Below are 17391 nucleotides of genomic sequence, written 5' to 3' on the forward strand. Positions count from 1 at the left end.
TGCTCGCGGATGGGGCTCTCGGGTCGGTTCGACCTACTTGGAGTACTTCTGCACGCGCTTGTCGAGCTCCTTGCGCGCCTTCTCGACCTTCTTGTCCAGCTTCGCGCGAGCCTTCTCGGTTGCCTTGTCGAACTCACGGCTCTGCTTCTCCGCGCGCTTGCGTGCCCGGTTGCTCAGGGTTTCCGTGCGGTCCGCAACCAGCTCCGCCAGTTTGCTTCCGCGTTCCTGAGCGACGTCGGCGAACTCCGCCGCACGCGCCGACGCCACGTCGGCCCATTTTCCGCTTCGGTCCTGGGCGGCATCGACGAGGTCTGCACCGCGATCGGCGGCGGTCTCGGCCCACTTGGAGCCGCGCTTCTGAGCCAGCTCGGCCAGCTCTGCGCCGCGGTCCGCGGCTTCCTCGGCCAGCTGCGAACCACGCTTCTGTGCCTTCTTCGCGAGTTTCGAGCCACGCTTCTGAGCGAGTTCGGTCAGTTCCTCGCTGCGATCGGCGGCGGTCTCGGCCCACTTGGAACCGCGCTTCTGCGCGACCTTCGCCAGATCCTGTCCACGATCGGCTGCTTCCTCGGCGAGCTTCGAGCCGCGCTTCTGCGCGACCTCGGCGAGGTCGTGGCCCCGATCTGCGGCCTTGTGGGCCCATCGTGAGATGACCGGCTGGGCGGCGTCGGCGAAGTCGGATCCCTTGTCCGCCGCGACGTCGGCCCAGTGCGACACGACGGGCTGTGCTGCCTCGGCGAGATCGGAACTCTTCTCGGCAGCGACGTCGGCCCACTTCGAGACGACCGGCTGTGCTGCCTCGGCGAGGTCCGCGCTACGGCTCGCAGCCACCGACGCGATCTCGCGGATGCGGCCGGTGGCGGCACCGAGGTGGTCGGCGGTGTCGTGAGTCCCCGGCAATGCCGAGACGACGGATTCCTGCGCCTTGCGTGCAGCCCTACGTCCACGCCATGCGAGGGACGGCTTGCCCTCGGTGTCGACGGCGGCGATCAGAAGACCACCGAGCAAGCTGACGTTCTTGAAGAACTGGGTGCGCTGTGCGGCCTTCGCGGCGGGATCGGTCTCGTTCCAGAAGGCGTGGCCCGCGACAGTGGTGGGCACGAGGCTGCCTGCCAGAGCGAGCGACGCGATCCGCGGGGCCTTGCCCGTCGCCAGGAGGATTCCACCGCCGACCTGAATCGCGCCGTTGATGCGGACGAGGGTCTCGGGATCGCTCGGCACGTTCGATGTGACGCTGTCAGGAAGTGTGTCCTGCCCCTGCTCGATCAGGGGTGCCGCAACCTTCGCCTTCCCGGCGGGGTTACGCAGCGCGTCGATCCCTCCGGCGATGAAGATGGTCGACATCAGCGGACGAGCGATACGGCGGACCAGCATTGACAGCCTCCTGGATGGGTCGATGAACGTCGATGTTCGACGCGGACACCCCTCCGAGGACAGGTGCCTGCGCCGCTCCACCGTATCCATACCCGGGGTTCGGGCATCTCAAGCGCGCCGAGAAGATCACCAGCCGCGCGAGCGCCACTCGTCCAGCGATCCACGCTCGGCGCCGAGCGTGGTGTCCTTGCCGTGCCCTGGATAGACGACGGTGTCGTCCCCGTACTCGTCGAACAGTTTCGACGAGACGTCGTCGAGCAACTGCGTGAAATCCTCGGGTGTGGAGGTCTTTCCGACACCGCCGGGGAACAACGAGTCGCCGGTGAAGAGATGCGTGACACCGGACTTGCCGTCCGTGAGAGCGAGCGCGATGGACCCGGGTGTGTGACCACGCAGGTGAATCGCTTTCAGTGTGAGGCTGCCCACCTCGATGGTGTCGCCGTCGGCCAACAGGCGGTCCGGGGTGACCGGCAGCGGTTCCGCATCCAAGGTGTGTGCAGCCGTGGGCGACGCCGTTCCGCCTGCGATGTCCTCGAGCGCCTGCCAGTGATCCGCATGCTGGTGAGTCGTGACGATCAAGCTCAGGGTCGGCGCGTTCTCGTCGATGAGCTGTGACAGGCGCTCGGCCTCGTTGGCGGCGTCGATGAGAAGCGACTCGCCGCTGGTGGAACAAACGACGAGGTAGGAGTTGTTGTCCATCGGGCCGACCGACATCTTCGTGATCGTGCCGCCGGAGATCTGCCGTCGCTGAGGCGTCGATCCCGGGGAAACCGCGCCGGTGTACTGGTCGTCGATGACCATGAGGTGCTCGTCCATTGCGAGGAGGCTACCGTCGGCGCGAGCACGTTGCCTGTTCGACCCTGTGTAAGTCCTGGGCCTTGCGTAGCCACCGAGTGCTGCGGCGCCGAGCAAACGTGTCGGTGGGTCGGCCTAGCATTGCTCGTGCGTGAACTGGATCTTCACGTGTGCATCACAACAGCATCGGTTGGATCGGTTCGGTCGGTGGTACCCGAGAGTCGTCGGTATCGGCGTCCGATGTTCGAAGACTTCCGAAAAGAAGGGAAAATTGTGGCGGATCGCCTGGTCGTTCGAGGTGCGCGGGAACACAACCTGCGGGGGGTCGATATCGACCTGCCGCGCAACAGTCTCGTGGTCTTCACCGGGCTCTCGGGTTCGGGTAAGTCGTCGCTGGCGTTCGACACCATTTTCGCGGAAGGTCAGCGACGCTACGTCGAATCGCTGTCTGCCTATGCCCGTCAGTTCCTCGGTCAGATGGACAAGCCGGACGTCGATTTCATCGAGGGTCTGTCGCCCGCGGTGTCCATCGATCAGAAGTCGACCAACCGCAACCCGCGCTCGACCGTCGGCACCATCACCGAGGTGTACGACTATCTACGTCTGCTCTTCGCGCGCGCCGGCACGGCTCACTGCCCGGTGTGTGGGGAGAAGATCGCCAAGCAGACACCTCAGCAAATCGTGGACCAGGTGCTCGCGATGGAGGAGGGCATCAAGTTCCAGGTGCTCGCTCCGGTTGTCCGTACCCGCAAGGGCGAATTCGTCGACCTGTTCGAGTCGCTGAACACTCAGGGCTACTCGCGAGTCCGCGTCGACGGCGTGGTGCACCAGTTGACCGATCCCCCCAAGCTCAAGAAGCAGGAAAAGCACGACATCGAGGTCGTGGTCGACCGCCTCACGGTGAAAGCCAGTTCGAAGCAGCGGTTGACGGACTCGGTCGAGACGGCGCTACGCCTCGCCGACGGGATCGTCGTCCTGGATTTCGTCGACATCGACGAGAACTCGCCCGATCGCGAGCGTCGCTTCTCCGAGAAATTGGCCTGCCCCAACGCGCATCCGCTGTCGATCGATGATCTCGAGCCCCGGTCGTTCTCGTTCAACTCGCCCTACGGCGCGTGTTCGGAGTGCCTCGGGCTCGGTGTGCGCAAGGAGGTCGACCCGGATCTGGTGGTACCGGACCCGGATCTGTCCTTGGCCGACGGTGCCATTGCGCCGTGGTCGATGGGCCAGACATCGGAGTACTTCGGTCGGCTGCTGTCCGGGTTGTCGGACGCAATGGGCTTCGACCTGGACGCGCCCTGGAACAAGCTGCCCGCGAAGGTGAAGCGCGCTGTCCTGGAGGGCAGCGAGCACCAAGTGCACGTCAAGTACAAGAACCGGTACGGGCGTACCCGTTCTTACTACGCGGAGTTCGAGGGCGTCATGCCCTTCCTGCATCGCCGGCTGGAACAGACAGAATCCGAGCAGATGAAGGAACGCTACGACGGGTACATGCGTGACGTCCCGTGCCCGGCGTGCGGTGGCGATCGTCTTCGGCCGGAAATCCTCTCGGTCACCATCGAGGCCGGGGGATTCGGGGCGAAGTCCATCGCCGACGTCTGCCGTCTGTCCATTTCCGACACCGCCGACTTCCTGAACAGCCTCACCCTCGGGGCCAAGGAAGAGGCCATTGCAGGTCAGGTCCTTCGGGAGGTCCAGGCCAGGCTCGGGTTCCTGCTCGACGTCGGCCTCGAATACCTCTCGCTGTCCCGCGCAGCCGGTTCCCTCTCCGGCGGAGAGGCTCAACGCATCAGGCTCGCCACGCAGATCGGATCCGGTCTCGTCGGCGTCCTGTACGTCCTCGACGAGCCGTCCATCGGCCTGCACCAACGGGACAACCGTCGACTCATCGACACCCTCACACGACTACGAGATCTCGGGAACACCCTGATCGTCGTCGAGCACGACGAGGACACCATCCGTACGTCCGACTGGGTCGTCGACATCGGACCGCAGGCGGGCGAGCACGGCGGACGCGTCGTACACAGCGGGTCCTACCAGGACCTGCTGAAGAACGAGGAGTCCCTGACGGGTGCCTACCTCGCGGGTCGCCTCGAGATCCCGCTGCCCGACCTCCGGCGTGTGGTGGACAAGAAGCGTCAGGTCACCGTCGTCGGTGCTCGCGAGCACAACCTCAAGGGAATCGACGTCAGTTTCCCGCTCGGTGTGCTCACCTCGGTCACCGGCGTGTCGGGATCGGGAAAGTCGACGCTCGTGAACGACATTCTCGCGACGGTCATGGCGAACAAGCTCAACGGTGCTCGACAGGTCCCCGGACGGCACACGCGAATCAACGGACTCGACCAGCTGGACAAGCTGGTGCGCGTCGACCAGTCGCCCATCGGGCGTACGCCGCGCTCCAACGCGGCCACGTACACCGGTGTGTTCGACAAGATCCGAACGTTGTTCGCGGCCACCACCGAGGCGAAGGTGCGCGGGTACCAACCAGGCCGATTCTCGTTCAACGTCAAGGGCGGTCGGTGCGAGGCATGCTCGGGCGACGGCACGCTGAAGATCGAGATGAACTTCCTTCCCGACGTGTACGTCCCGTGCGAGGTGTGCAACGGAGCTCGCTACAACCGCGAGACACTCGAAGTGCACTACAAGGGAAAGACCATCTCCGAGGTACTGGACATGCCGATCGAAGAGGCAGCCGAGTTCTTCGAGCCCATCACGTCCATCCACCGTTACCTCAAGACCTTGGTCGAGGTCGGCCTCGGTTACGTCCGGCTCGGTCAGCCGGCGACCACGCTGTCCGGTGGTGAAGCGCAGCGAGTGAAGCTGGCGTCCGAGCTGCAGAAACGCTCCACCGGTCGGACCGTCTACATTCTCGACGAACCGACGACCGGCCTGCATTTCGAGGACATCCGCAAACTGCTCGGCGTCGTCAACGGACTGGTGGACAAAGGCAACACCGTCATCGTCATCGAGCACAATCTCGACGTCATCAAGGTGTCGGACTGGATCATCGACATGGGTCCGGAAGGCGGTTCCGGCGGAGGCACCGTCGTGGCCCAGGGCAACCCCGAAGAGGTCGCTGCAGTGCCGGAGAGCTACACCGGCAAGTTCCTGCAGGAGGCTCTCACCCGCGAGCCTGTGAAGGAAACCAAGAAGGCACCGGTCAAGAAGCGGCGTCCCCGCAAAGCCGCAGCCGTCTGACCTCCCCGACCGTCTCTGCACCGAACGTCACATTCGCTCCGGTTCTTCCCGCTCTTTCCGGAGCGAATGTGCCGTTCAGTCACTTCAAGTGACCGAACGGCACATTCGGTCCCTCCAAGTGACCAGACGGCACGTTCAGTCCCTTCAAGTGACCAGACGGCACGTTCAGTCCCTTCAAGTGACCAGACGGCACGTTCGGTCCGACAGGGGAGCGGGTGATCAGTACACCGGCCCCGTGTATTTCTCGCCGGGACCCTTGCCGGGCTCGTCGGGGTAGGCGGAGTTTTCGCGGAAGGCTTTCTGCAGTGCCTGGAGTCCTTCGCGGATGGGGCCTGCGTGGGGTCCGAGGTATTCGACCGAGGAGGTGACGAGTCCTGCGAGGGCGGTGATGACTCGTCGGGCTTCGTCGAGGTCGAGGTGGGGGCTGGAGGAAGGGTCGGCTTCGGACAGTCCGAGTTTTTCGGCTGCGGAGCTCATCAGCATCACGGCGGCGCGGCTGATCACCTCGACGGCGGGGACGTCGGCGAGTTCGCGGACGTCCGGCTCGTCGGCATGTTCGGGGTTGCTCATGTCTACGAGGATGTCACGGCGATGGTGAACAGCGTCCGCCAGCGCCGATTCGGCGAACAGCCTGGTCGGCTGGTACAGTTCTTCAACGACCGTCTTCGACGCGTTCTCCAGCTGGGGATTGTTACTCGAAGGCAGCAAGTGGAGCCCGACTCCCACCGGCTTTCAGCTCAGGTTGATTCCGGTCCGGTCACTCGGACAGGCGCCGTAGAGGCGCAGTGCCGAGCTTCCTCGCGAGAGGGGATGTGCATCGCGTGCGGTGTTCGTCCGGCCGGTCGACTTCGGGCCCTGCTTCAGCGGAAATGCTGAGCAGGGTTTTTGCGTTGTACGGGTCAGTGCCGCAAGGCATGGACGTCCCGGCGGCGCCGTCGTCGTAGGACAAGCGGGCAGGCGGGCTGTGCCAGGCGGTCGGCTCGACCCCACATCGCACTACCTAGGAGGCCCCATCAGCACTGAGACTCGCATTAACGACAACATCCGTGTTCGCGAGGTTCGTCTAGTCGGACCGGGCGGTGAACAGGTTGGCATCGTGCGTGTTGAAGATGCACTCCGCTTGGCTCTCGAAGCCGATCTCGATCTCGTAGAAGTGGCTCCCGACGCTCGTCCGCCGGTCTGCAAGATCATGGACTACGGGAAGTTCAAGTACGAGGCAGCACAGAAGGCGCGTGAATCGCGCAAGAACCAGACTCTGACGGTGATCAAGGAGCAGAAGCTCCGCCCGAAGATCGACGCACACGACTACGAGACCAAGAAGCGAAACGTCGTTCGCTTCCTCGAAGCCGGCTCGAAGGTCAAGGTCACCATCATGTTCCGCGGACGCGAGCAGTCGCGTCCCGAGCTCGGCTTCCGCCTGCTCCAGCGTTTGGGAGCGGATGTAGCTGATCTCGGCTTCGTGGAAACGTCCGCGAAGCAGGACGGACGCAACATGACGATGGTCCTTGCCCCTCACAAGGGTGCCAAGACTCGCGTCAAGGCGCAGGAGAGCGCGGCAGCTCCGCCGGCTCAGCGTGCGGCAGCTCCGGCTCCGGCCGCCGAGCCCGCACCTGCCGAGCCTGCAGCGGGAGATGCTCCGGCTGCGGCGACGCCGCCGAGCTCCTGAACCAAGCACGACCAGTAAGACGATCCGTGCCGGTGATCACCGGCACGGATCGTGCCGAGCAAGACCGAAGAGCAACACAGAACTGAGGACTCCATGCCCAAGCAGAAGACCCACAGTGGCGCCAAGAAGCGATTCAAGGTGTCCGGCAGCGGCAAGATCCTGCGTCAGAAGGCCGGCCGTCGCCACCTGCTGGAGCACAAGGCCACCAAGGTGACCCGCCGTCTCGACGGCGTTGCAGTCGTCACGAAGGCTGACGAGCCGCGGATCAAGCGCCTGCTCGGCATCTGATCTGGACTTCGTAGTCGGCGCACTTCGCCGGCGTCATCCCATACCATTCGGGGTTGTGTGACTAGCCCCCAGATCGACAGGATTTACCAGTGGCACGCGTAAAAAGGGCGGTCAACGCCCAGAAGAAGCGCCGTTCGATTCTCGAAGCGTCCAAGGGCTACCGCGGACAGCGCTCACGTCTGTACACCAAGGCCAAGGAGCAGCAGCTCCACTCGCTCACCTACGCATACCGCGACCGCAAGGCTCGCAAGGGTGACTTCCGCAAGCTGTGGATCACGCGTATCAACGCTGCAGCTCGCGCCAACGACATCACGTACAACCGCTTCGTTCAGGGTCTGAAGGCCGCAGGCGTCGAGGTCGATCGCAAGATCCTCGCCGAGCTCGCAGTCTCGGACGCTGCTGCATTCGCTTCCTTGGTGGATATCGCCAAGGCTGCACTGCCTGCCGACGTCAACGCTCCTGCCGGAGAAGCAGCCTGAGTAGGTTGACGCACGACGATCTCGATCCGAAACGACCCGTGGACACGCTCACCGAGCGAACGCCACGGGTCGTTTCGGCTGTGAAGCTCCTTCGCGCCTCCGAGCGAAAGAAGACGGGTCTTTTCCTCGCCGAGGGCACCAACTCCGTCGCCGAGGCGTTGCACGCCGGCGTCGCGCGCGAGGTGTTCTTTCGCGAGGACTCGGCAGACCGCAACGGTGTCGTGCTCGACCTCGCGCGCACGACGGGCGTTCCGGTTCACGCGATCACCGAACGCGCCGCCAAGGGCCTGTCGGACACGGTGACTCCGCCTGGGGTGGTTGCGGTGTGCCGCACCGTCGATGTGGATGTCCGGGTGGCTCTCGCCGGAACCCCGCAGCTGGTGGCTGTTCCTGTGGAGGTGTCCGAACCGGGCAACGCCGGAACTGTCATACGGGTCGCCGACGCAGTGGGTGCGGACTCGGTGATTCTGCTCGGAGATGCCGTCGATCCGCACAACGGCAAGTGCGTTCGTGCGTCGGCGGGCAGTGTGTTCCATCTCCCGATCGCTCGCGAGCGGTCGGTGAACGTCGGGCTCGATGCGCTGCGTGCGGCCGGCGTCACGATTCTCGCGACGGCAGCCGACGGTGATGTGGACCTCGACGATGCGGACGAGCTCCTGAGCCGACCGACGGCGTGGTTGTTCGGCAACGAAGCGCACGGGTTGGCACCCGCGGTTGCAGCGGCTGCGGACCATCGCGTCAGAATTCCGATTCACGGCCGAGCCGAAAGCCTGAACCTGGCGACGGCGGCGGCGATCTGCCTCTACGCTAGCGCGCGAGCTCAGCGCAGGTCCGGGCATAAATGACTTTGTCGCTCGCCTAGAATCGTCCTTCAGGGACATCAATCCACACCATCAAGGAGTTGCAGCACTCGTGGCGAAGAAAGAAGCCGACAACGCCCAGCCGGTAGATCCGAGCGTGCTCGAGCCGGCTGCGCTCGATGCCGCCGCCGACGGGGCCGAGAAGGCTTTTGCCGCTGCTCGTGATCTGGACGAGTTGACGCAGGTGAAGATCGAGCACATCGGCAACCGGGCGCCGCTCGCGTTGGCGCAGCGTGCTCTGGGATCGATCCCGGGTGATCGGAAGGCCGATGCCGGTAAGCGAGTGAAGGTCGCGCGCGATCGCGTACAGAAGGCTTTCGATGCTCGCCGCGAGGTTCTGCTCGCCGAGCGCGATGCCGCGATCCTCGTCGCCGAGACCATCGACGTGACCCTGCCGTCGACGCGTCGTCCGGTCGGTGCTCGGCACCCGATCACGATCATTGCCGATCAAGTTGCCGACGTGTTCGTTGCGATGGGGTGGGAGGTCGAGGAAGGCCCGGAGGTCGAGACCGAGCATTTCAATTTCGACGCCTTGAACTTCTTGCCGGACCATCCTGCTCGAACGATGCAGGACACGTTCCACATCGCACCGGAGGGGTCGCGCCAGGTTCTTCGTACGCATACGTCGCCGGTGCAGGTGCGGTCGATGTTGTCGCGTGAGGTGCCCATCTACGTCGTCTGCCCTGGGCGGACGTTCCGCACCGACGAACTGGACACAACGCATACCCCGGTGTTCCATCAGGTCGAGGGCCTCGCAATCGACAAGGGTCTGACGATGGCGAACCTACGCGGCACGCTCGATGCTTTCGCTCGGGCGCTGTTCGGCGAGGAGACTCGTACTCGTATGCGGCCCAACTACTTTCCGTTCACCGAGCCGTCCGCCGAGGTCGATGTCTGGTTCCCGAAGAAGAAGGGCGGGCCGGGCTGGGTCGAGTGGGGCGGCTGCGGAATGGTCAACCCGAAGGTGCTGCGGGCCAGCGGTATCGACCCGGAGGTGTACTCGGGCTTCGCCTTCGGTATGGGTCTGGAGCGAACGCTGCAGTTCCGCAACGACATTCCCGACATGCGGGACATCGTCGAGGGTGACATTCGTTTCACCATCCCCTTCGGCGTCGACGCCTGATCTCGAGAACTGCCCTTACCGAGTTTCGATCCGTAGAAAGAGCTGAGCAGACGTGCGAGTTCCACAATCCTGGCTGACCGAGGTTCTGCAGCGCACCGCGCCGCAGTGGAAGGTGACCCCCGAAGAACTCGACGAAGGCTTCGTTCGCGTCGGCTTCGAGGTCGAGGAGTTGGAATCGCTGGACAACGTCACCGGTCCACTCGTGGTCGGTCGTGTCTCGTCGATCGAGGAGTTGACGGAGTTCAAGAAGCCGATTCGGTTCTGTCATGTCGACGTCGGCGCCGAGGAACTGCAGGAAATCGTCTGCGGTGCACGGAACTTCGCCGAAGGCGACCTTATCGTCGCAGCCCTGCCGGGAAGTGTGCTGCCCGGAGGATTCGCGATCGCGGCCCGTAAGACGTACGGCAAGACGTCCAACGGCATGATCTGTTCGACGGCGGAACTCGGGTTGGGGCGTGACTCGTCGGGAATCCTGGTGTTGCCGGAAGGCACCGCAGCTCCCGGTGACGACGCCAAGGCCGTGCTGGGGCTCGACGACGCGGTGATCGAGTTGAACGTGACACCCGACCGCGGATACGCCTTCTCCGTCCGAGGGCTGGCTCGGGAGCTCGCGAGCAGCTTCGATCTGGAGTTCGCGGATCCAGCAGCTGGGCCGGTACAGAACAACGAGGCCGATACGTGGCCCACTACGGTCGAGGCCGATTCCGGGGCGACCCGATTCGCGCTGCGCAAGGTCAGCGGCATCGATCCGAACGCGACGACTCCGTGGTGGTTGCAGCGCAGGCTGCTGCTGGCGGGCATCAGGCCGATCTCGGCTGCGGTGGACGTCACCAACTACGTGCTGCACGAGTTGGGTCAGCCGCTGCATGCGTTCGACGCGAACAAGCTGAGCGGCGGAATCGTCGTCCGGCGGGCCGAGGCAGGGGAGAAGCTGACCACGCTCGACGACGTGAAGCGCACTCTCGACGCCGAGGACGTCGTGATTGCCGACGATTCAGGTGCGATTTCTCTTGCAGGTGTCATGGGTGGTGCGTCCACAGAGGTCGACGACAATACTGTCGACGTGATTCTCGAGGCAGCGACGTTCGATCCTCTCGCGGTGTTCCGTACGGGTCGCAGGCACAAACTGTCCAGTGAAGCGAGCAAGCGCTTCGAGCGCACTGTCGACTCGGCGCTGCCCGTGGCTGCGTTGGATCGTGCGGCGCAGTTGCTCGTCGAGATCGCCGGAGGTCGCGTCGAGTCGGTGTTGACCGATATCGGGGAGCCGCACACGTTCGACGCCGTTCGTATGGATCTCGATCTACCTGATCGTGTCGCTGGGGTCGCGTACCCGAACGGCACGGCCGCTCGACGTCTGACCCAGATCGGGTGCGATGTCGAGGTCGGTGTCAGCGCGTCGGGCCACGGCGAGCTGGTCGTGACTCCGCCGACGTGGCGTCCGGACCTGCAGCAACCTGCCGATCTCGTCGAGGAGGTCCTGCGTCTGGAGGGGCTGGAGCAGATCCCGTCGGTGCTCCCGACGGCTCCGGCCGGGCGCGGTCTGACGGCCACTCAGAAGCGCAAACGCGCTGTCGGCAAGTCGCTCGCGTTCGCCGGCTTCGTCGAGGTGCTGCCGACGGTCTTCCTGCCGACCGGGGTGTTCGACACGTGGGGACTGCCCGCCGACGATGTTCGTCGCCGGACCACCTCGGTTCTGAACCCGCTGGAAGCGGACCGTCCCGAGCTCGCGACGACGGTGTTGCCCGGCTTGTTGGAGATATTGGCGCGCAACGTCAACCGTGGGCAGCGGGATCTGGCGTTGTTCGGCATCGCTCAGGTCGTTCGCCCCGGTGATCACACGGTTCCGGTCGATGCGCTAGCGGTGCACGCGCGTCCGAGCGACGAGGAGATCGCTCACTTGCGCGGGTCGCTTCCGGACCAGCCTGTGTTCGTCGGTGCTGTGCTGACCGGCCAGCGCGATCCTTCGGGTCCGTGGGGACCGGGGCGCGCAGCCGATGCGTCCGACGCGTTCGCGGCGGCTCGGACGGTCGCGGCGGCCGCCGGTGTGCAGTTGGAGTTCCGTGCGGCGCAGCACCTTCCGTGGCATCCCGGTCGCTGTGCTGAACTACTGGTCGACGGCGTTGTGGTGGGGCATGCGGGTGAGTTGCATCCAGCGGTGCTCGAACGAGCGGACCTGCCGGCGCGCACGTGTGCTGTCGAGTTGAATCTCGATGCTCTCCCGATCGTCGAGTCTCTTCCGGCTCCGATCGTGTCGCCGTTCCCTGCGGTTCTTCAGGATGTCGCCGTGGTCGTCGAGCGATCGGTCCCGTCGGCCGATGTCGAAGCTGCGCTGCGCGCAGGTGCGGGTGACCTTCTCGAGAGCATCAGACTGTTCGACGTGTTCGAAGGTGAGCAGGTCGGTGCGGACCGGAAGTCCTTGGCATTTGCGTTGGTGTTCCGCGGTAGCGACGGAACGTTGACCGAAGCGCAGGCCACCGAGGCGCGCGACGCTGCCGTCGCCGCTGCGAAGAATGCAGTCGGGGCCGAACTGCGAGGCTGAGCGGTGTCGAGTCCGTAGCCTGGTGTCGTACGACTTTCCTACTGCTCAGGAGGAAGTATGACCACGGACGATCGAACCGACGTAGCGGTACTGCGCGAGGTGCTCGCCGCGGTGGGCGGGCGCCCGGCACTTGGACCCGTCCACGCGGCGGCGTCGGCGCTGCTGGCGGAACTGGATACAGCGAACACGGACCCGTCGACGGTTCCGCCCGGTGACATTCCCGACGTGGATGTCCCGCACACGACGAAGCCTCACATCGACCAGCCGTTGGGGGATCCACAGGAATCGAGCCCGCGGTACGACCCGACCGGTCCCGGAGATTCTCCGCTGGGCGGGACTCCGACGGAGATTCCTCGGCCGGGCGTCATCGACGCCGAGCTGGTGGACGACAGCGCTATCGACGGCGCCATCGGCGGGGGCGTGAGTTCTGGTTTCTCCAACCACGATTCGCCGACGGGTTTCACCGATCAGGGTGTCCCGACATGGGACAGTGTTCGAGACAAGGTCGAGAGTCGTTCGACGACGGCGTTGGGTCGCGAGGAGTTGGATCACGGGACGCCTGCGGGTCGCACGCTCGACGAGCAGTGGAACGAGCGTGAGGCTGCGGGTCGGAAGAAGCTGGACGAGATCCGGCGGTCCATGAAGGACGGGTGACCCCGCTCCTGAATGAGCTTGCACGGTGATGCATAATCATCGTATGAACGATCGGAATGGTGCGCCTCTGCGGATTGCCGTCGCGGGCGCCAGTGGATACGCAGGCGGCGAGATTCTGCGACTGTTGCTCGGTCATCCGGGCGTGCAGTCGGGACGTATCGTCATCGGATCTCTCACCGCGGGTGGCAATGCGGGCGCCTCGCTGGGCGAGTTCCACCCGCACCTGCTTCCCCTCGCGGACCGCGTTCTCGGTGAGACCACGCTGTCGGAACTCGAAGGACACGACGTCGTCTTCCTGGGCTTGCCGCACGGCAAGTCCGCGGAGATCGCGCAACAACTTCCTAAGTCCGTCGTGATCATCGACTGTGGCGCAGATTTCCGGTTGTCCGACGCCTCGGCCTGGGAGAAGTACTACAAGTCGCCGCACGCGGGCACGTGGCCGTACGGGTTGCCCGAGCTTCCCGGCCATCGCGAGAAGCTGATCGGAGCTACCCGGATCGCAGTGCCGGGGTGCTATCCGACGGTGTCGAGTCTTGCGCTCGCCCCTGCGGTGGCGGCGGGGATCGTCGAGCCGCGGGTGAACGTGGTGGCTGTCAGCGGCTCGTCGGGTGCGGGCCGTGCCCCCAAGGCGGATCTGCTCGGGTCGGAAGTGATGGGATCGGTTCGGGCGTACGGCGTGGCGGGTGCGCACCGGCACAATCCCGAGATCGTGCAGAACCTGTCGGCGCTGTCGCCGGAGCCGGTGTCCGTGTCGTTCACGCCCGTCCTGGCGCCGATGCCGCGGGGAATTCTGGCCACGTGCACCGCGCGGACCACGGCGACCGAGGCGCAGGCCGTCGAGGTGTACGAGAAGGCTTATGCTGCAGAGCCGTTCGTCCATGTGCTCTCGTCGGGGAGGTTGCCGCAAACGGGCGCGGTGATCGGATCCAACGCGGTGCAGCTCAGTGTGTCGGTGGACGCCGACGCCGGGCTGCTCGTCGTCATCGCTGCCATCGACAATCTGACCAAGGGGACGGCAGGCGCTGCGGTCCAATCCATGAATCTGGCTCTCGGACTGCCCGAGACCGACGGACTTTCGACTGTAGGAGTCGCACCGTGAGCAGTTCTACCGAAGCGGCGGAGCCTCAGGGCAAGCTTGTCCGGAATCAGGGTGTCACTGCGCCCGCCGGATTCAAGGGTGCCGGTATCGCGGCGGGTATCAAAGTCAGTGGCAAGTCCGACCTCGCGCTCGTGTTCAACGAAGGGCCCGACACGGCTGCGGCGGGTGTCTTCACGCGAAACAAGGTGAAGGCTGCCCCGGTGCTGTGGTCCCAGCAGGTGCTGACCGCGGGCAAGCTCCGTGCGGTGATTCTCAATTCCGGTGGGGCCAATGCCTGTACCGGCGCGGGCGGATTCCAGGACACGCACCGGACGGCCGAAGAGGTCGCGTCGGCGTTGAGCAATTGGGGTACCGAGACCGGTGCCGGTGAAGTCGCGGTGTGTTCGACGGGTCTGATCGGCGATCGGTTGCCGATGGACAAGTTGATTGCCGGTGTCACCGACGTGGTGCACGAGTTGGCGGGCGGTATCTCGGGCGGAACGGATGCCGCGTACGCGATCATGACAACCGATACGGTGCCCAAGCAGGCTGCCTTCCATCACGTCGACAAATGGAACGTCGGCGGAATGGCCAAGGGCGCGGGCATGCTTGCTCCTTCCCTGGCGACGATGCTCAGTGTTGTCACCACCGATGCCGTCGCAACGGCCGAGCAGTTGGACACCGCGTTGCGGAACGCGACCCGACTGTCCTACGACCGCCTCGATGTCGACGGGGCCACCTCCACCAACGACACAGTTCTGCTGCTCTCGTCGGGAGCCAGTGGTGTCGCGCCGAGCCAGGACGCACTGAACGCTGCGGTACTGGCGGTGTGCGACGATCTGGCCGATCAGTTGATGGCGGATGCCGAAGGCGTCACGAAGCGGGTGAAGGTCACGGTCTCCGGGGCTGCGTCGGAGGACGATGCTCTGGTCGGTGCGCGCACGGTGGCACGGGACAGCCTGGTCAAGACGGCTCTGTTCGGATCCGATCCCAACTGGGGCCGCGTGCTCGCAGCGATCGGTATCGCGCCGATCGAGCTGGACCCGAACCGTATCACCGTGTCGTTCAACGGAAGTCCGGTCTGCGTCGACGGTGTCGGAGCGCCCGGTGCCCGTGATGTCGATCTGTCCGGTGAGGACATCGAGGTTCGGATCGATCTCGGAATCGGAGACTCCGTCGTCACGATTCGCACGACTGACCTTTCCCACGGGTATGTCGAAGAGAACTCGGCGTACTCGTCGTGACCGAACTCGACCTGACCGCGTCGCAGAAGGCGCATACGCTGGCCGGTGCTTTGCCGTGGCTGCAGAAGTTCAACGACAAGATCGTCGTCGTCAAGTACGGCGGGAACGCGATGATCGACGAGGAACTCAAGCGCGCATTCGCCGAGGACATGGTCTTTCTCCGAACCGTCGGATTGCATCCCGTGGTGGTGCACGGCGGCGGGCCTCAGATCAACGCGATGCTGGCCAGGCTGGGCATGACCGGTGAATTCCGTGGTGGATTCCGCGTCACGACGCCCGAGGTGATGGATATCGTTCGGATGGTTCTGTTCGGCCAGGTCGGACGCGAGCTCGTCGGTCTGATCAACAGTCACGGGCCGTACGCCGTAGGAATCTCCGGTGAGGATGCGCATCTGTTCACGGCGTCCAAGCGTTCGGTGATGGTCGACGGTTCGCCGACCGACATCGGACTCGTCGGCGATGTCACGTCGGTGAATCCCGACGCGGTACTCGATCTCATTGCGGCAGGAAGGATTCCGGTGGTGTCGACCATCGCTCCCGACGCCGAGGGCGTCGTGCACAACATCAACGCGGACACCGCTGCCGCTGCGCTGGCCAAGGCGATCGGCGCGGAGAAGCTCGTCGTGCTCACCGATGTCGAAGGGCTGTACACGAATTGGCCGGATCGGTCGTCGTTGACGTCGGAGATCGACGTGGATTCACTGACTGCTCTGCTGCCCTCGCTCGATGCCGGGATGGTTCCCAAGATGGAGGCGTGCCTGCGAGCGGTTCAGGGTGGTGTGCCGTCTGCACACGTCATCGACGGTAGGGTTCCGCATTCGGTACTGGTGGAACTGTTCACAGGCGAGGGCATCGGCACGATGGTGTCGGCGCCGGAACTATCAGGGGAGCATTCATGACCGAGCACACCACGACCCTCGACCTCCAGTCCCGGTGGTCGAATTCCTTGATGGACAACTACGGTGTGCCGCGCGTTGCTCTGGTGCGCGGTGAGGGCGCTGTGGTGACCGACGCCGACGGCAAGCAGTACCTCGACCTGCTCGCCGGCATCGCCGTCAACATTCTCGGCCATGCGCATCCCGCTGTGGTCGACGCGGTCACGACCCAGCTGTCGACGCTCGGGCACACCTCGAACCTGTATGCGACCGAGCCGGGTATCGCGCTCGCCGAGCAGTTGCTGTCCCATCTGGGTGCGAGCGTGCACGGACGAGTGTTCCTGTGCAATTCCGGTACCGAGGCCAACGAAGCTGCGTTCAAGATTGCGCGATTGACCGGTCGGCCCAAGATCATTGCCGCGGAGAAGGCGTTTCACGGGCGAACGATGGGTGCGCTCGCCTTGACGGGTCAGCCGGACAAGCGCGTGCCGTTCGAGCCGATGCCCGCCGGCGTGGAGCACGTGCCGTACGGAGATGTCGCCGCACTGGAGGCCGCGGTGGATTCGGACACTGCGGCAGTCTTCCTGGAACCGATCATGGGCGAGGGCGGTGTCGTGGTGCCGCCGGAAGGCTATCTGCTCGCCGCACGGGAGATCACGGCGCGGCACGGAGCACTGCTGATCCTCGACGAGGTGCAGACGGGCATCGGGCGGACCGGATGGTTCTACGCGCATCAGGCCGTCGGCATCGTCCCCGATGTCATCACGCTGGCGAAGGGGCTCGGCGGGGGACTGCCGATCGGTGCGTGCATCGGAATCGGCGAGGCAGCCGCGCTGCTCCATCCGGGCAAGCACGGTACGACCTTCGGTGGAAATCCGGTGTGCGCATCGGCCGCGCTTGCCGTGCTTCGGACTCTCGCCGAGGACGACCTGGTGTCCCACGCCGACAGGCTGGGAAAGGTGATCACGCATTCCATCGAGGAGTTGCACCACCCGCTGATCGATCACGTCCGCGGATCCGGTCTTCTGCTGGGTGTGGTGCTGACCAAGGCTGTCGCAGCCAAAGCCGAAGCAGCTGCTCGTGATGCAGGCTTCCTGATCAATGCCGCCCAGCCCGACGTTCTGCGCTTGGCCCCGCCACTGGTCCTCACCGAGGAACAGGCGGCGTCGTTCGTCGCGGCATTGCCCACAATTCTCGACACTGCCGACGAAACGGATTGAC

The 17391-nt window shown here is 64.8% G+C and carries 15 protein-coding genes; 12 read left to right on the top strand and 3 right to left on the bottom strand.

Going from position 1 to position 17391, the window contains the following annotated elements:
* Positions 1-33: 33 nt before the first annotated feature.
* A complete protein-coding gene (locus CH290_RS06875) occupies positions 34-1371 on the bottom strand; it encodes a DoxX family protein (RefSeq protein ID WP_033188600.1) in 1338 nt (445 codons plus the stop codon).
* 126 nt (positions 1372-1497) lie between these two features.
* The gene (locus CH290_RS06880) at positions 1498-2187 is read right to left on the bottom strand and encodes an MBL fold metallo-hydrolase (RefSeq protein WP_033188601.1); all 690 of its coding nucleotides are present in this window, start codon (positions 2185-2187) and stop codon (positions 1498-1500) included.
* Between the two features lie 252 nt (positions 2188-2439).
* Here CH290_RS06880 and uvrA point away from each other — a divergent pair, with 252 nt between their 5' ends.
* Positions 2440-5364, top strand: a complete 2925-nt coding sequence (uvrA, locus tag CH290_RS06885) for an excinuclease ABC subunit UvrA (RefSeq protein WP_019665812.1) — start codon at positions 2440-2442, stop codon at positions 5362-5364.
* 219 nt (positions 5365-5583) lie between these two features.
* On the opposite strand, the gene CH290_RS06890 is transcribed toward uvrA, so the two are convergent.
* A complete protein-coding gene (locus CH290_RS06890; protein WP_026347894.1) occupies positions 5584-5934 on the bottom strand; it encodes a DUF1844 domain-containing protein in 351 nt (116 codons plus the stop codon).
* Positions 5935-6328: 394 nt separating this feature from the next.
* Between CH290_RS06890 and infC the strand changes: the two genes are divergently transcribed.
* From infC to CH290_RS06945, 11 genes are all read left to right on the top strand, one after another.
* The gene (gene infC, locus CH290_RS06895) at positions 6329-7030 is read left to right on the top strand and encodes a translation initiation factor IF-3 (protein ID WP_020112045.1); all 702 of its coding nucleotides are present in this window, start codon (positions 6329-6331) and stop codon (positions 7028-7030) included.
* Positions 7031-7123: 93 nt separating this feature from the next.
* Positions 7124-7318 (top strand): 50S ribosomal protein L35, encoded by a 195-nt coding sequence (gene rpmI / locus CH290_RS06900; RefSeq protein ID WP_019665809.1) that lies wholly within the window; start codon positions 7124-7126, stop codon positions 7316-7318.
* Between the two features lie 89 nt (positions 7319-7407).
* Complete coding sequence (gene rplT / locus CH290_RS06905) at positions 7408-7797, top strand: 50S ribosomal protein L20 (RefSeq protein ID WP_020112046.1); 390 nt, start codon at positions 7408-7410, stop codon at positions 7795-7797.
* A gap of 38 nt (positions 7798-7835) precedes the next feature.
* Positions 7836-8642: a TrmH family RNA methyltransferase gene (locus CH290_RS06910; RefSeq protein WP_027498865.1), complete on the top strand. Its 807-nt coding sequence runs from the start codon at positions 7836-7838 to the stop codon at positions 8640-8642.
* 67 nt (positions 8643-8709) lie between these two features.
* Positions 8710-9780 carry a phenylalanine--tRNA ligase subunit alpha gene (gene pheS, locus CH290_RS06915; protein ID WP_020112048.1) on the top strand — a complete coding sequence of 357 codons (1071 nt, stop codon included), beginning with the start codon at positions 8710-8712 and terminating at the stop codon, positions 9778-9780.
* A gap of 52 nt (positions 9781-9832) precedes the next feature.
* On the top strand, positions 9833-12319 hold the full coding sequence (gene pheT, locus CH290_RS06920) for a phenylalanine--tRNA ligase subunit beta (RefSeq protein ID WP_020112049.1): 2487 nt from the start codon (positions 9833-9835) through the stop codon (positions 12317-12319).
* A 57-nt stretch (positions 12320-12376) separates the two neighbouring features.
* Entirely contained in the window at positions 12377-12973 is a 597-nt protein-coding gene (locus CH290_RS06925; RefSeq protein ID WP_020112050.1) for a hypothetical protein, read from the top strand.
* A gap of 43 nt (positions 12974-13016) precedes the next feature.
* The gene (gene argC, locus CH290_RS06930; protein WP_020112051.1) at positions 13017-14072 is read left to right on the top strand and encodes an N-acetyl-gamma-glutamyl-phosphate reductase; all 1056 of its coding nucleotides are present in this window, start codon (positions 13017-13019) and stop codon (positions 14070-14072) included.
* Positions 14069-15295 (top strand): bifunctional glutamate N-acetyltransferase/amino-acid acetyltransferase ArgJ, encoded by a 1227-nt coding sequence (gene argJ, locus CH290_RS06935; RefSeq protein ID WP_020112052.1) that lies wholly within the window; start codon positions 14069-14071, stop codon positions 15293-15295. Before argC ends, argJ begins: the two co-directional genes overlap by 4 nt.
* Positions 15292-16194 carry an acetylglutamate kinase gene (gene argB, locus CH290_RS06940; RefSeq protein ID WP_020112053.1) on the top strand — a complete coding sequence of 301 codons (903 nt, stop codon included), beginning with the start codon at positions 15292-15294 and terminating at the stop codon, positions 16192-16194. The genes argJ and argB overlap by 4 nt, the downstream gene beginning before the upstream one ends.
* Entirely contained in the window at positions 16191-17390 is a 1200-nt protein-coding gene (locus CH290_RS06945; protein WP_020112054.1) for an acetylornithine transaminase, read from the top strand. Before argB ends, CH290_RS06945 begins: the two co-directional genes overlap by 4 nt.
* Position 17391: the final 1 nt, after the last annotated feature.

It is taken from the genome of Rhodococcus sp. 06-156-4, assembly GCF_002259345.1.
Lineage (GTDB): Bacteria > Actinomycetota > Actinomycetes > Mycobacteriales > Mycobacteriaceae > Rhodococcoides > Rhodococcoides fascians_E.